The sequence below is a fragment of the Butyrivibrio sp. MC2021 genome (assembly GCF_000621605.1).
Classification (GTDB): Bacteria; Bacillota; Clostridia; order Lachnospirales; family Lachnospiraceae; genus Butyrivibrio.
In genome coordinates, this window is record NZ_JHXX01000003.1 from 67,430 (window position 1) to 81,934 (window position 14,505).

Consider the following 14,505-nt stretch of genomic DNA (forward strand, 5'->3'; position numbering starts at 1 on the left):
TACCCGGTTATTTTGCACCCTTTCCGAAAAGTACAACGCCCACAGTCTGAAGAAGGATCTTGAAATCCTCTGTGAGGCTCCAGTTGTCTATATATTTAAGGTCAAGTTTTACTACTTCGTCAAAGTCCTCGATGTCGCTTCGGCCGCTGATCTGCCAAAGTCCTGTAAGACCGGGGGTCATTGAAAGTCTTCTTCTGTAATGCTCATTGTACTGCTGGAACTCTGCCTCTGTCGGGGGTCTTGTTCCAACAAGGCTCATGTCGCCCTTAAGAACATTGAGGAACTGAGGGAACTCATCCAGTGATGTCTTTCTGATGAAGTTACCCACCTTGGTTACACGGGGGTCATTCTCCATCTTGAACATAAGGCCCTTCATCTCGTTCTGAGCCTCAAGCTCCTTCTTGCGCTCCTCAGCATCTGTGTACATGGATCTGAACTTGTAGATCTTGAATCTTCTACCGTTCTTACCGATTCTCACCTGTGAGAAGAAAATAGGTCCGGGGGAATCAAGCTTGATGGCAGGTCCCAGGAACAGAGTGATGATTCCTGTAAGAATAAGGCCGACAAGTCCTCCCAGAATATCAATGGCTCTCTTGATAAAGAGTCTCTTATAGCTGCTTCTGAACATAGAGTAGCTGATAACGGTGTAATCAAGGAAGTCTCCTACCTGAGTGACAGCCTTGCTTACATCGGGAAGTTCAATGTTGTAATGAGTTGTGATACCCATCTCCTCAAATCCGATGATGATGTCCTGGATCTGGCTCTGAGGAATGCTTGGGGTATTGATAAATACCTCGTCAAAAGGATCTGTGATAAGTCTTCCTGTGAGGTTCTCGATTCCCTTGTGGATGTGAACGCCCTCTACATACCAGTCCTTATCTGCCTCTTCGGAGTCATTGTCATCAACGTAATAAGCTCTTACCACCTTGTATCCAAGGCCCTTGCACTTGGCAACAAGATCCTTGATGGTGCTCTCCATAAGGTTCTTCTCAGCAACAACCACTACCCTTGTAACTCTGGAATCCTTGGAAATGTGGTTACGAAGGAAGATTTTGAAAAGAATCCTTGCCACATAGTTAAGAACAATGTTCATCCAGATAAAGTGGATCATAACAAATCTGGAAAGAATACTGATCCAGTTAAGGAAGTATACCGCTGCCATACAAACAAAGATCATAATGGCCATAAATCTGACAACGGAAATGAATTCCAGTATATAGCCTCTGGTGATGAAATCCCTGTTCCAGTCCGCAAGGAATGTATACACTACGCAAAACAGGAGGAATACGAGACATACCATATAATGAAGTGTCTTATTTCCCCAGTCATTGTTGTTATTGTATCTGAGCCATGTTGCAAAACAATAAGTAATGACTATGCAGGCCATATCTATAATCCAAAGCCCGTAAGTCTGCAACACTTTGTTCTTTTGGTTCATTTGTTACTCCTTCTACAAAATTTTTCCCAAATAGTATAGCACATACCATATAATGCCGCTACTAAGACCCCAATCCATACTGCGGCACTTAAGTTTCGCTTACTATACTCCATCCTGGCGATATCTGAGCTGTATTTATACATTGGAGTTTCGCCGTTTACATACCCTACTATGATCTCCCCCTGAGATCTGAGCTCTGTGACTTCGTCCGAGGTCAGGTACACCTCCTCCATATCGAAGGTCTTACCGGTCTCATCCTGCTGCCTGTCCCCGTAAAGGGCCTTGGGCGCAGAAGTCAGTAGCATTACTCCAAAGAAAATCGCAATCCCCGCAGTGATTCCCACTGCCACAGACTTAAGCGCGGTGCGGATAAAAAGCACGGTTCTTACGTCTGCCTCATCCTCTTTGGCCTCATCCTCTTTGGCCTCATCCTCTACCTTATCCCCCAGAAGCTCGTATAAAAGGGCTCCCATAAATACATAGGTAAAATTCTTGAAGCCGAGGTTATATAAAAGAGGTTCCCAGATTCCGAGACACAGCATTCCCATCAGTACTGCAAGTTCCTGCATGCGTCCCTTCTTCAGGCTCTCGTGAATAAAGAAAAGAGTGATAGCACTCATTACCAAAAAGGCCAGCAGCCCCAGCTGTAAAAACAGATAAAGCTGTGCCATATCTATACCGTAAGTCTGATATCTGGGATTCGGGTTATTGAGCCTTATTCCCAGAAGGGAGATATGGTTGTTCTCCCAGAAGTATCTGGCTATGGAAAATCTGGTGGTAAAGACCTTGCGGTCAATGGTGTCAAAAACACTCTCCGGCAGGATAAAAGGTCCCGCAATAGCTATAAAGCACACCCCAGGGTATGAAATATAGCAAATTGCCTTTTCCAAAATTCGTGGAAAATTTTTCATGCCGAACAACAAATTTACCACAAGATATACCAAACATGCAAGTACTCCTGTACGACTTCCCGAATAATTGAAGACGTAAAAATTGAAACCCAGTACCAGAGCGGAAAAGACCAGCAAAATTTTTATATTTTTTTTGGCAACATATTTGGAGATAAAAAACATCACCAGCATGCTGAGCATCAAAACGTTCATGTGAAGGGTATTGGGATGGGCGTAACCCAGAGCGTGCCTGAACATCAGGCCCACACCTTCCCTCTCCTGGGGATAGTAGATCTCAGGAGCGATGCCGGTAACTCCAAGGAGAATCTTGCCCAGAATAAAAAATCCTGACACTATGATTCCCACGGAGATAACCTTTTTCACCGAAACCTTCTTCATTCCAAGGAGCATGGAAAAGCAGACGATAAGTCCCTTCTCCCCGGTGGACATATAGACAAGTCCCGAAACAAGCATAAGTCCCGCTGCGATCAGGTACTCCTTAAGGCTTCCCGCTGTGACAACGAACTTGCAGGCAAAGAGCATAAGCCCCAGCACCAGCGATATGTTGTACAAAGTCATGCCCTCATAGAGCCCCGCAGCTCTGGCACCTATCATAACAGCAAAATAGAGAAGGTATAAGCCTTCTCCAATCGCTTCTCTTTTTTCTTGGTACTCCTGTGAAAAAAACTTCATAATGCTCCCCGGATCATCCCCTGCCAAAAAGCCTGTCTAAAAATACATACCAGATAAACTTTATATTAGTAACAAAATATCTGCCGATAAGTCTTCTGGGATCCTGGAACAATCTGTAAAGCCATTCCAGTCCCACCTTCTGTACAAACACCGGCGCCCTCTTAATGGTGCCTGCATGGAAGTCAAAGCCTGCTCCCACTCCCATCATAACGCCCTTGATCCTGCCGGAATGGGCTCTCATCCACTTCTCCTGCTTGGGAGCCCCAAGGCCGATCCATACAATGTCTGCACCGGCGTCATTGATCATCTTTACATCCGCCTCATCCTCCTCGGGAGTCAGGGGCTTAAAGGGCGGTGAATAAAGCCCTTTTATCACGATTCCGGGATATCTCTGCCTGAGGTTCTTCTCAAGCTTCTCTATGGTCTCCGGAGTTGAACCGTAGAAGTAATGGCTCACGCTGCCGTCCATGGTATCCTTGAACATGTGCTCCATAAAGTCGGGGCCTGCCACACGCTCGGCGCCCACATAGCCCTTCTTTTGCTGGAGTCTGGCCACGGGAGCTCCGTCCGGAAATACGAAGGCCGCATCATTGAGAACTTCTCTGTACTCCTTGTCATCCCTTCCCATTACAGAGGTATGAACATTGGAAAAACAGATATATCTGCCGGAGAGGTCTTTTACATGTCTGATGACATGGAGCACCGCCTCCTCACATCTGGCGATGGAATAATTAATGCCGAAAAGGGGAAATCTCTCGCTTCTTACACCTACCGGAACAGCGGTATAGTCATCGATATCGGTGGCTATGCCGGGCCTTACGCTGTAGCCCAGGGTCTTCATATTCACATAGGTCCTGATGCTGGCCTCCTCAGCGGCGTTCAAAAGAGTACTGATCTCTTCGTCTGCCTCTGAGAGCGCATCATGGATCAGAAGCTCATCGTAGGTATCCCCTGAAAAAATCTTTTTAAGCTCCTCTGCAGAGGGGTACGGTCTGTACACATGATATGTTCTGCAGCTGTCAAAGCTTTTGATCTTGGAAAAATAATTCTTCTTCAGGATGCTGCGAAGGAAGCAGTCATAGATAATATCAATGACCGGAATGGCCGCCACCACAAATCTTGAAGAGTCCGTTCCTCTCTGAATGGAATAGAGGTACAAAAGCCCAAGGGCGATCAAAAGGATCCTGCCCTTTACCACCGTGAAGAAGTTCTCCACCGGGTCCATGAGATACATGGGCTTTCTCCTGTTGTCATACAAAAGGAAAATGATTATCTGCAACAGGAAGAGCACCACCAGAAACGAAACATAAAGTCCGTCGTAGTACTGCTTCCAGTTGTGGACATCATCCCTGTACCTGATAATAAGTGCAGAGAAGAAAGCCAGTACCAGAGCCAGCTCATCTATTATAAAAACTCTTTTCTTGGGAAAAACTATCTTACTGCCTTTATTCATGTCCCATCTGTTCCGATCACTTTTTTAATCCGTCATTGGCAACTGCGCACATATCGCAGGTGCTGCATTTATCAAGCTCTTCCTTGGTCACCTTGCCGTCACGAAGGTCCCTGACCGCCTTGATCTCATACATGGAGTAAGGCTTCTTCATAAACAGGGACTTGAATTTGTGGCGGATAACCCACCAGGCAGGAACCCAGATATACTTGTGCATTGCGGGAGAAACAGAACCGATCATCCAGCAGTTTCTGTCGCAGTGTCTTACTTTCTTTCTCACTACCTCAGCCTGGTCGGAATTCCACAGCTCATCCCAGGACTGCTCGTTGAGGTTACCCATAACCTCCTTATCCTTGGTTCCGTTGCAGGGCATTACGTCCCCGTAAGGATCGATAAAGAAGGTGTCAAAACTCATATCACAGGGAAGAAGTCTCTTCTGTCCGTAGATATAGTTGATAAGTCCATGGTTAAAATACGCTCTGAACCACTTTTTAGGGCTGTTGGACTTGATAAGCTTATTTACCAGCTCTTCGAAGTGCTCAGCCACCATAGGCCTGTCATGAATGATATTCTTGGCCTCTACGAAGTAAAAGCTGTTATGAAGGGAGGCTGTGGCAAATTCCATGCCCAGCTCATCAGACAGCTTGTAGAGCTCGCAGAGATCCGGAGCATTTCTGTCCTGAACCGTCATTCCAAAGCCCACATCCTTCATTCCCATCTCACGGAGCTTCTTAAGAGTTGTATATCCTCTGTTGAAGCCGTCGGGAAGGCCTCTGATCTCGTTGTTGGTCTGCTCAAGGCCCTCGATGGAGATTCTGATTCCGATATCCGGGAATTCCTTGCACAGCTCAATGATCTTGTCTGTGAAAAAGCCGTTGGTGGAAATAACTATACGATCACTCTTTTTCCTAAGTTCTCTTACTATGTCCCTGATGTCATCACGGATAAAGGGCTCACCGCCGGTGATGTTGGTAAAGTACATGGGCGGAAGCTTCTTAATAGTCTCCAGTGAAATCTCATCCTTGGGATCTGAAGGTGCCTTGTATCTGTTGCACATTGTGCAGCGGGCATTACACCTGTATGTTACGATAACTGTTCCGTTTAATTTCTTAGGCATTGTATCTCTCCTGAAAATTCTTAACTGTCAGATGACCATTCTCTGACAATTTAACATTATACCCCACAGGGCCTGGACTGACAATCAAAAAGACCTATGTCCCCGAAGGAACATAGGTCCTGAAGTCTGATATCAATATTAGAAGATACGTCTTACTGCAAGGATTGATCTGTAGCTTGCATCTGAAACCTTGATACCTGTCTTGGCTGTGGATGCGTGTACGATCTGGCCGTTACCGATGTAGATAGCAACGTGACCTGAGTAGCAGACGATATCACCGGGCTGTGCATTGGCAAGTCCGTCTACCGCTGCTCCCACGCTTCTGTCAGCACCTGATGAGTGAGGAAGGCTTACACCGAAGTTGTTGTATACACTCATAACAAATCCTGAACAGTCAGCACCGTTGGTAAGACTGGTTCCGCCGTAAACATAAGGATTACCTACAAACTGAAGCGCAAACTGAGCAACTGCAGATCCGATGGAGCTGGACTGTGTTGTGTAGGTCTGAGCTGAATTGTAACTGGAGCTGGAGGATGACTTGGAGGTTCCGGCCTTGGCAGCCTTCTGAGCAGCCTCTCTTGCAGCTCTCTCCTTGGCAAGTCTTGCTTCCTCTTCTTCCTTGGACTCAGCCTCTACAAACTCTGTGGAAAGTGTAACGTAATCAGTTGAAACATATCCGTCACCTTCCTCGATGTTAACCTTAACCCAACCGTCAAGCTCTTCTACAACTACCAGTTCGTCCTCGATGGGTACGAGACCGAGAACAGTCTCATCAAGGCCGGGGCCGCTTCTAACCTTAAGGGTTGTGGTTGTAACTGTTGCGATTCTGGTTCCCACTTCCTTGGCAAGTTCAACGGCGTCGTCACCTGTTACACAGTACTCGCCCTTGACATAACCCTCTACGGAACCTGACTTGATCTTGTACCAGCCGTCTGTCTCCTCGATAAAGGTTCCCACAGACTTATCGTAAAGCTTACCAATGATCTGTCCGTCCTGCTCGCTGGGAAGATCTCTTACGTTAACATAATCATGAACCTTGGCAATAACCAAAGATCTGAAACGCTCTTCCTCTGACTCTGAAGCCTCCCCGGAAGCTGCCTCTGCGTTCTTGGCAGTGTTCTTGATGATGGCTCCTGTTGCGTTCTGGATATCTGATAAAACATTATCTGTAACAGATGAAGCGTTGGGTGTTACATCCTTAATAGCATCCGAAGAATTGATAGCATCGGATGAAGACTTGTTAGCGCCTGTGTCTGTATTATTCTCATTGTCACCGTCTACTGACTGCTGAAGGTTGGAAACAGATACCTGATTGTTACCCATTGCATAAGTGATACCTGCCTGAGGCATAACACTTGTGACCTTCTTATTTGATGCAGCAATAGCGTCTACACTGTAGCCTGAAAAAGTTACCGCAGCTGTAATTGCCATAGCGATCAGCTGCATTCTCGCTTTTCTCAAAACATACCTCCTAAAATTGTTACGTTTTTTGTTACATCTTAAAAAAATATAAACTACTAATAAAATTTTGTCAACCCTGTAAAAAATTGAGAAGTGACGAAATCACGTTGTTTTCATCACTTCTCTAATAATTTTTGAACACTATTCAGTTACTTTTTCTAAGACACTGAAACTTTATTTCTCTTTTCCAACCAGGAAGTCCTGCACCGAAGTTACTGCATTTGCGCCATCTGCCACAGCTGTGACGATCTGTCTTAATCTCTTTTTTCTGGAATCTCCTGAAACAAAAATTCCGGGAGTTGAAGTTGCTCCATCTTCATTCGCAATTACGTATCCATTTTCATCACATTTTACGATGTCTGCAAAAAGATCTGTAGAAGGATGGATTCCGATGGCAACAAAGATTCCGTCTACGTTCAGATCGGATTCTTCCTTGGACTTAACATTCTCTATCTTAAGGGTTGTAACCTTATCCTCACCCTGTATTTCCTTGACAACGCTGTCCCAGATAACCTCGATGTTCTCTATGCCGAAGAGCTCATCCTGAAGGATCTTCGTGGCGCGAAGCTCATCTCTTCTGTGAATGAGATAAACCTTGCTGCAGAATCTTGAAAGGAAAATAGCATCCTCAACAGCCACATCTCCGCCGCCGTTGACAGCTGTAACCTTGCCTCTGTAGAAAGCTCCGTCACAGGTAGCGCAGTAGGAAACGCCCTTGCCGATGTACTCTTCCTCTCCGGGGATACCAAGCTTTGAATGGTGAGCGCCGGTGGCAAGAATAACCGTGTGGGTCTCATAATCGCCGTTGTCTGTCTTAACCTTGTAAATAGGAGCCTGAGTATCTGTAGCCTCTCTTACGCACTCAATGCCTGATACTGTGGCATCCACGAACTCTGTTCCCAGCTTGTCAGCGTGCTCTCTGAACTTCATGGCAAGGTCGAAGCCGTTGACACCGGGGATTCCCAGATAGTTGTCCACCTCGTAGGTGTCGATGATCTGACCTCCGCTGACGGGATTCTTCTCTATGATTATCATATTAAGTCCGGCTCTCTTGGCATATACAGCAGCTGAAAGACCGGCAGGGCCTGAGCCGATTATTATAAGATCGTACATAATTACCTCCTTGTGAAAAAGTGTTTTAGATTGTACACAATTTAATTATATTCATTATTTATATTTTGTAAAGTCCTTTTAATTTTCCATGACTTTGAATCCCTATATCATCAAATCCAACCACCATCTATGGTGATGATCTGGCCTGTCATGTAGGTCGGAGCCTCTGCCACCTTAAGGACCAGATCCGCAACCTCCTCCGGCTCTCCCAGTCTGTCTGCGGGAATCTCTCCCTTCAGGTCCTGAAGATCCCCCTCTGTCAGGTGTTTCCTGTTCATGTCCGTGTCTATAACGCCGCAGGAAATGGCGTTGACAGCGATACCGCTGGGGGCCAGCTCCTTGGCAAAGGCTCTGGTGAAGGCATTGACGCCGCCCTTGGATGCGGAATAGGCAACCTCACAGGAGGCTCCCACAGCTCCCCATACGGAGGAAATATTGATGATCCTGCCGGATTTCTTTTTTATCATAAGAGGAACTGCGAACTTGGAGGTGTAAAAAAGTGAGTTAAGGTTCGTGTCCATGAGGCGCTTCCACTCCTCCGCAGTCATGTCCGTAAGAAGTCCCAGCCAGGCGATGCCGGCGTTATTCACCACGATATCCAGGTCGTGGATCTCCTCGAACATCCCCGCCACATCATCGAAATCTCCCATATCACAGGAGATGGCATGGCAGGTGATATTGTATTTTTCTTCAAGCTCAGCCTTTAATTCGCAGAGCATTTCTATGTTGCTTTTACAGGTTAAAAAAAGTTCGTCCCCGGCAGCTGCGAAGGCCTCGGCGATGGCTCTTCCGATTCCTCTGGATGCTCCCGTTATCAGTACCTTTCTGTTCATAACTAATTCCCCCGGGATAATAATATTGATAACATCTCTATTATAATAGAAACAGCCGGCCTTCTGACAAATAAATCAGAAAACCGGCCGAATTTTTTCTTCCGAGATCAGCAGTGCTTCAGTGCTTCCAGCACCGTCTCCTCCATAAAGGGCTTGGATACGAACTCCACGGCTCCCAACTTCACCGCCTCCATCATCTTCTCCTTCTGCCCCGCTGCGGTTACCATAACCACCTTGGCGTTGGGGTCGTTCCTTCTGATGAGCTTGAGACAGTCGATGCCGTCCATTACAGGCATTGTGATGTCCAGGGTTACAATGTCGGGTTTGAGCTTTACATACTCATCAAAGCCCTCCTTGCCGTTTACCGCCTCTCCGGCGATCTTGTAACCTGCTTTTTCCAATATATCCTTAAGTATTCTTCTGGAAGTTCTTGAATCGTCAACTATCAGTACGCTTTTCATTATGTCACCTCCACAATCAACTGATTCTCATATTTTCCGAGATCGCAATGAGGTATCTGACCTCTCCCTGACAGATGTAGACCGGCATAACCCAGATCTCATCGCAGTTCGCTTCGCTAAAGGAGACCTTGAACTCCGGAGGCTCCAGCTCTATCTTCCTGTCGTTGTGGCTCTGCGCCGTGGCATAAAGTCCGTTGATACAGTTGATGAGCTCGCAGATGGCATCCAGGGCGTCCTCTCTGGTCTCGATGAACTCCTCCTTGGTATAGGCCACCGCCATCTTCTGAACGTCCTCATATTTTCCGGAAATGGCCACTGTGGCCTTCTGGTCCCCGTGGAATTTCTGATAGCCCATAACCTCGTCCTTAAGGCTTCTTACCTTATAGGCCTTGCCTATATAGACATGGGAATCCACCAGCCTGTACATATTTTTTATGCCCATGGCAAACATATTTCTGTAAATGGGATTATCGCTGTCCACAAAAAGAGGAACTATCCTCTCCACATCCCCGGATTTAAGGGCTGCCATATCCGTCTCCGTAAAGCCGTGGAGCCTCTGATACTCAGCCTCCGCACTGTGGACCTGCTCCAGGGTCAGCACGTTTGTATCCACCAGAGCCTGCACAAAGGCCAGGTACTCATTGCCCTGCAGCTCCAAAAGACGGTTCACCTGGGTCTCCGATAGATAACCCTTCTCGATGGCAATATCTCCGAAGCGCTTATCCATGGAGGCCTGAAGCGCATTGACCTGCTCAGCCTGGGCTATGGTCATCAGCTTCTCTGAAACTGCGATAACTCCAAGCTTGGCCCTGTTGGTTTCCTGTAAATGATAAATCTGGGAAAGCTGTACTTTATTTAGAAGATTCTGCTCCAGCAGATATTTACCGATCAGTCTGTCAAACATACTTTGTTACTCCCGGAAAAAGGAAAACGGATATTAGTCTACATCTTATATTGTAGACTAATATCCGTTAACAAACAAGTTCAATATTGTATTACTCTTCGTCGTTCTTCTTTTCGTTGAGTCTTGTAATGGCCTGATCAAGGGCTCTCTGAACCGCTGCATCCTCTGACTGGTTAACAGCTGAAACAGGCTTTGCACCGCCCTTTTTCCTGTTGACCATATCTGCCTGCTGTCCTGCAACCTCAAGAAGCACCATTCTGTCCTTGGGGATCAGGATCTGCTGTCCGTGAGGATTGATGCGGATTCCGTCCTTGTCCTGAGCGAACTTGATGATATCCTGATAGGAGAATACCGCTGCGTTCCAAACCTGGTCCTGAGGCTTCTTGGCAAACTCGATCATATCTGTGAAGATAGGAAGGAACTGCTTTCCGTCGGGAGTCTTCATAACAAGGAATCTCACCTTGGTGTCCTTGTTGAACTTCATCTTGCCGTCATCCATTACTTCAACGGGGCCCTCATGCTGCATGGGCACGATGAACTGAGCGTTTCTGATAAGAGAGAGCATTCTCATCTCCTTGGCCTTCAGAACCTCAGATCTCTTCTCATAGTTAACCGGCCATCTGAGTTCTCCCAGGAAATCCAGCATCGCAAAGCTAAGTCCCGGATTAACGGGAGCATTGTCATTGTTTGCTGCTGCGTTCCAGTCTCCGGGAGCTGCAACGATCTCATTTCTCTTGAATCTTGCTCTGTAAGCGCCGTTATCAACGAACAGATTCTCTATGCCGATGTAGTAGAGATAATCAAAGAATCCTCTCTTCTGGGATGAGGACTCGGTCTCATTCTCAACCTTGATCTCTCTGACCATAAGTCTTCTGAACTGCTTGGCAAAAAGCTGTGCAGCTCTCTCAGCCAGTTCTTTTTCAAAATAAACATTACCAAAGCCGTGGTCGATGAAAGGATATCCTGTTGCCGCATCATAGAGCACGTACAGGATCTGTGAATCACGGACTCTGCCAAGGAGCTCGTTGTAAACCCTTCTGTGGTTCTTCTCAAACTCAGGAAGAGGTGATGCCTTGTGATAAACCTCCTGGGCTGTGAGAAGGAATAAAAGCTCCTGATTGGATAAAAACTTAAGTGTATCAGGTGAAAGGTCCTCCTCGTAGATCATGGGACCTATCTCGTCCTTGCGCTCTGCGGATACTGTATCCTCAAACTCTGTGGCTCCCGCTTCCTTAACATTTACAGGATTGAGCCTTGGAGCTGTGGGCCATGTCAGCTCGGCATGGGCATCGATGACCTCCTGCCTTGCCTTTTCCTTTTTCTCAAGTTCTGCCTGTTCGTTGGCTGCTTCCTGCTCTGCAGCCTTGTTCTTTCCCCCAAATAAATCAAAAATACCCATGTAACCTTGTTCCTCTTTCTACATTAACTTAATGCCATGGTGGCAGTTGAAAACCTATTATATAGATTCAAACGACTTTTTTCAACTCTCAAAAACAACCTGTGAAACCTTAGCCAGATACTCAGGGTCCTTGCTTCCCGCTGTCTCGTAGGGTGAGTGCATTGCAAGCTGTGCAAGGCCGATATCCACTGTGCTTACGGCCACCTGCTGGGTTGAAATATTGCCCAGTGTGGAGCCGCCGGCCATATCGGACCTGTTGGTGAAGGTCTGGAAAGGAACTCCCGCCTTGTTGCAGAAATTCTTGAATCTGGCTGCAGAAACAGCGTCGGTGGTGTACTTCTGGTTGGCGTTAAATTTGATAACAATACCGCCGTTCATAACAGGACGGTTCACAGGATCTGCCTTCTCCGCGTAGTTGGGATGAACTGCGTGAGCGTTGTCTGCGGAAACCATAAAGCTGTTTGCCACTGCGGTGTGATACTGCTCAAGGTCTCTTCCGAGGCTGTAATTTATTCTCTCAAGAGTGTCCTTGAGGAATGTGGAAGCAGCGCCCTGCTTGGTGGTGCTTCCCACCTCTTCGTTGTCGAATACGCAGTGAACACTGCAGTTATCCTTGGGCTCTGCCGCAAGGAAGCCCTCGAAGGTGGTGTATACGCACTCCTGATCGTCCAGTCTTGCGCTGGCGATGAACTCGCTGTTTGCGCCCCAGACTGTGGGCTTTACTCTGTTGCACAAAAACAGGTCGTGGCCCAGGATGTCCTCTTTTTTAACCCCTGCTGCCTTTGCAACTATTTCAAAAAACTTGTCCTTGGAAGAAGCATCTCCCAGAACGGGAAGCATATCAACCTGTGCATTGTATTTGTAGCCGTCGTTGGCCTCTCTGTTCATATGGATCGCAAGAGCGGGCAGCATCAGAAGGTCTCTGTCTACGTAAACAAGCTTGGTGGCGATGCCGTTTTTCTTGTCGGAAACTATAACTCTTCCGGCCACGGACAGAGGTCTGTCAAACCACTCTGCGCAGAGCATTCCGCCGTATTTCTCAACGTTGAGCTTCACATAAGCGCCTGCTGCGGCCATCTCGGGATTTTCCTTGATCTTGAAGGAAGGAGAATCGCTGTGGCTGGCAATCATGTTAAAGCCGGCGAAATCCTTCTTTGGAATCTTGAAAGAAATAATTGATGAATCGTTTCTTGTAACAAAATATTTTCCTGCTGAAAGCTTCCAGGCCTGGGTTTCCTTAAGCTCCTTAAAGCCTTCCTTTAAAAGTCTCTTCTTAAGATTATCGATAACGTGGAAGCAGCTGGGACTCTCATCGATGAAATCCAACATTCTTCCGGTTACGCCTTCATAAGTATTAGTAGTCTTCTTAGCCATATCTTTCCTCATCTGAATTCATTAAAAAAACGAATGTTTTTCTTCCGAAATTCTACAACATTTGCGGGGCTTTGTCATCCAAATAAAAAACTGTTAAGGATATTACAAAAAACTGTTGGTAAAACCTTTTTGATATGTTATTATGAAAGCACTTACATTTCGATTCTTACAGTATTCTATAGAAATTTTTTGTTAATCCTAAATTATCAGAAAGGTTGTTTTTATGACAAGAGAAGAAACCTACAAAATGCTCAGCGAATATGTGGATTATCTGCTGGCAAACTCCGATGCGGAGCATCCCATGTGGAATATTGAGCACGTGCTCGGTGGCAAACCCAACAAGTGGAACTATATTGACGGTTGCATGATCACCAGCGTACTGTCCCTCTATGACATGACAGGGGACAAGAAATATCTGGATTTTGCTGATAAGTTTGTAGGCTGGTTCGTTCAGGAAGACGGCTCTATCAAAACATACAGCACTGAGGAGTACAATCTCGACAATATCAATCCATCCAAGAATCTTTTCAAGCTTTACGAGCTCACAGGAAAAGAGAAGTACAGAAAGGCCATGGACACAGTAAGGGCACAGCTTGACACCATGCCCCGCACCAAGGCCGGCAACTTCTGGCACAAGAACATCTACCCCTATCAGGTGTGGCTTGACGGCATGTACATGGCTCAGCCCTTCTATATGGAGTATGAGACCCGCTTCAACAAGATGCAGGGCTGCCTTGATTCTTTCAAGCAGTTCAAGAACGTTGAGGCGCTTATGAAGGATCCTAAGACAGGTCTTTACTTCCACGGCTATGATGAGAGCCGCGAGATGTACTGGGCTGACAAGGAGACAGGCCTTAGCCCCAACTTCTGGCTCAGAGCCCTGGGCTGGTTCACCGTAGCCCTGGTTGATACAGCAGAGGCCATGGACGAGTCCATGTACTACGAGTACAGATATCTTCAGACAATGCTTAAGAACCTGGCTGATGCCCTCGTTCCTTTCCAGGATGAGAGCGGCATGTTCTATCAGGTTGTGGATAAAAAAGATGATGAGAGAAACTACCTTGAGACCTCCGGAACAGCCCTTATCGCTTACGGTATTCTTAAGGGCGTGCGCCTGGGATATCTCCCCAAGAGATATGAAGAGATGGCTGTGAAGGCCTTCGACGGCATCACAGAGAAGTATCTTTCAAGAAACGAAGACGGATCACCGAAGCTGGGCGGCATCTGCCTGGTGGCTGGTCTTGGCGGTCCTCAGCACAGAGATGGCTCTTTGGAGTACTATTTCTCAGAGCCTGTGGTTGAGAATGAAGCTAAGGGTGTTGCTCCGCTGATTCTGTTGTATACGGAGATGCTTAGAAGAGGATAAAAATTT

Annotated in this window: 12 protein-coding genes; 1 reads left to right on the forward strand and 11 read right to left on the reverse strand. The window is 46.7% G+C overall.

What is annotated here, in order from left to right:
• Positions 1–7: 7 nt before the first annotated feature.
• The 11 genes from T359_RS0108420 to T359_RS0108470 form a co-directional block, all read right to left on the reverse strand.
• Complete coding sequence (locus T359_RS0108420) at positions 8–1,438, reverse strand: sugar transferase (RefSeq protein WP_026517092.1); 1,431 nt, start codon at positions 1,436–1,438, stop codon at positions 8–10.
• On the reverse strand, positions 1,435–3,021 hold the full coding sequence (locus T359_RS0108425; RefSeq protein WP_026517093.1) for a hypothetical protein: 1,587 nt from the start codon (positions 3,019–3,021) through the stop codon (positions 1,435–1,437). The genes T359_RS0108420 and T359_RS0108425 overlap by 4 nt, the downstream gene beginning before the upstream one ends.
• A gap of 13 nt (positions 3,022–3,034) precedes the next feature.
• Complete coding sequence (locus T359_RS23000) at positions 3,035–4,474, reverse strand: WecB/TagA/CpsF family glycosyltransferase (RefSeq protein WP_242839067.1); 1,440 nt, start codon at positions 4,472–4,474, stop codon at positions 3,035–3,037.
• Positions 4,475–4,490: 16 nt separating this feature from the next.
• Positions 4,491–5,588: a radical SAM protein gene (locus tag T359_RS0108435; RefSeq protein WP_026517095.1), complete on the reverse strand. Its 1,098-nt coding sequence runs from the start codon at positions 5,586–5,588 to the stop codon at positions 4,491–4,493.
• A gap of 138 nt (positions 5,589–5,726) precedes the next feature.
• Positions 5,727–7,049, reverse strand: coding sequence for a C40 family peptidase (locus tag T359_RS0108440; protein WP_026517096.1), 1,323 nt, complete (start codon positions 7,047–7,049; stop codon positions 5,727–5,729).
• Positions 7,050–7,223: 174 nt separating this feature from the next.
• Complete coding sequence (gene trxB / locus T359_RS0108445; protein ID WP_026517097.1) at positions 7,224–8,162, reverse strand: thioredoxin-disulfide reductase; 939 nt, start codon at positions 8,160–8,162, stop codon at positions 7,224–7,226.
• Positions 8,163–8,272: 110 nt separating this feature from the next.
• Positions 8,273–8,995: an elongation factor P 5-aminopentanone reductase gene (gene ymfI / locus T359_RS0108450; protein ID WP_026517098.1), complete on the reverse strand. Its 723-nt coding sequence runs from the start codon at positions 8,993–8,995 to the stop codon at positions 8,273–8,275.
• 107 nt (positions 8,996–9,102) lie between these two features.
• On the reverse strand, positions 9,103–9,456 hold the full coding sequence (locus tag T359_RS0108455) for a response regulator (RefSeq protein WP_155840055.1): 354 nt from the start codon (positions 9,454–9,456) through the stop codon (positions 9,103–9,105).
• A 16-nt stretch (positions 9,457–9,472) separates the two neighbouring features.
• Positions 9,473–10,360, reverse strand: a complete 888-nt coding sequence (locus T359_RS0108460) for a chemotaxis protein CheX (RefSeq protein ID WP_026517100.1) — start codon at positions 10,358–10,360, stop codon at positions 9,473–9,475.
• 91 nt (positions 10,361–10,451) lie between these two features.
• A complete protein-coding gene (locus T359_RS0108465; protein WP_026517101.1) occupies positions 10,452–11,759 on the reverse strand; it encodes an SseB family protein in 1,308 nt (435 codons plus the stop codon).
• An 81-nt stretch (positions 11,760–11,840) separates the two neighbouring features.
• Positions 11,841–13,133 (reverse strand): M18 family aminopeptidase, encoded by a 1,293-nt coding sequence (locus T359_RS0108470; protein WP_051545148.1) that lies wholly within the window; start codon positions 13,131–13,133, stop codon positions 11,841–11,843.
• A 223-nt stretch (positions 13,134–13,356) separates the two neighbouring features.
• Here T359_RS0108470 and T359_RS0108475 point away from each other — a divergent pair, with 223 nt between their 5' ends.
• Positions 13,357–14,499, forward strand: coding sequence for a glycoside hydrolase family 88/105 protein (locus T359_RS0108475; protein WP_026517103.1), 1,143 nt, complete (start codon positions 13,357–13,359; stop codon positions 14,497–14,499).
• Positions 14,500–14,505: the final 6 nt, after the last annotated feature.

What these genes read in the sequence shown, in the direction of transcription:
- T359_RS0108420 (WP_026517092.1), bottom strand. Translation starts at nt 1,438, where the DNA reads ATGAACCAAAAGAACAAAGTGTTGCAGACTTACGGGCTTTGGATTATA.
- T359_RS0108425 (WP_026517093.1), bottom strand. Translation starts at nt 3,021, where the DNA reads ATGAAGTTTTTTTCACAGGAGTACCAAGAAAAAAGAGAAGCGATTGGA.
- T359_RS23000 (WP_242839067.1), bottom strand. Translation starts at nt 4,474, where the DNA reads ATGAATAAAGGCAGTAAGATAGTTTTTCCCAAGAAAAGAGTTTTTATA.
- T359_RS0108435 (WP_026517095.1), bottom strand. Translation starts at nt 5,588, where the DNA reads ATGCCTAAGAAATTAAACGGAACAGTTATCGTAACATACAGGTGTAAT.
- trxB (WP_026517097.1), bottom strand. Translation starts at nt 8,162, where the DNA reads ATGTACGATCTTATAATAATCGGCTCAGGCCCTGCCGGTCTTTCAGCT.
- ymfI (WP_026517098.1), bottom strand. Translation starts at nt 8,995, where the DNA reads ATGAACAGAAAGGTACTGATAACGGGAGCATCCAGAGGAATCGGAAGA.
- T359_RS0108455 (WP_155840055.1), bottom strand. Translation starts at nt 9,456, where the DNA reads ATGAAAAGCGTACTGATAGTTGACGATTCAAGAACTTCCAGAAGAATA.
- T359_RS0108460 (WP_026517100.1), bottom strand. Translation starts at nt 10,360, where the DNA reads ATGTTTGACAGACTGATCGGTAAATATCTGCTGGAGCAGAATCTTCTA.
- T359_RS0108465 (WP_026517101.1), bottom strand. Translation starts at nt 11,759, where the DNA reads ATGGGTATTTTTGATTTATTTGGGGGAAAGAACAAGGCTGCAGAGCAG.
- T359_RS0108470 (WP_051545148.1), bottom strand. Translation starts at nt 13,133, where the DNA reads ATGGCTAAGAAGACTACTAATACTTATGAAGGCGTAACCGGAAGAATG.
- T359_RS0108475 (WP_026517103.1), top strand. Translation starts at nt 13,357, where the DNA reads ATGACAAGAGAAGAAACCTACAAAATGCTCAGCGAATATGTGGATTAT.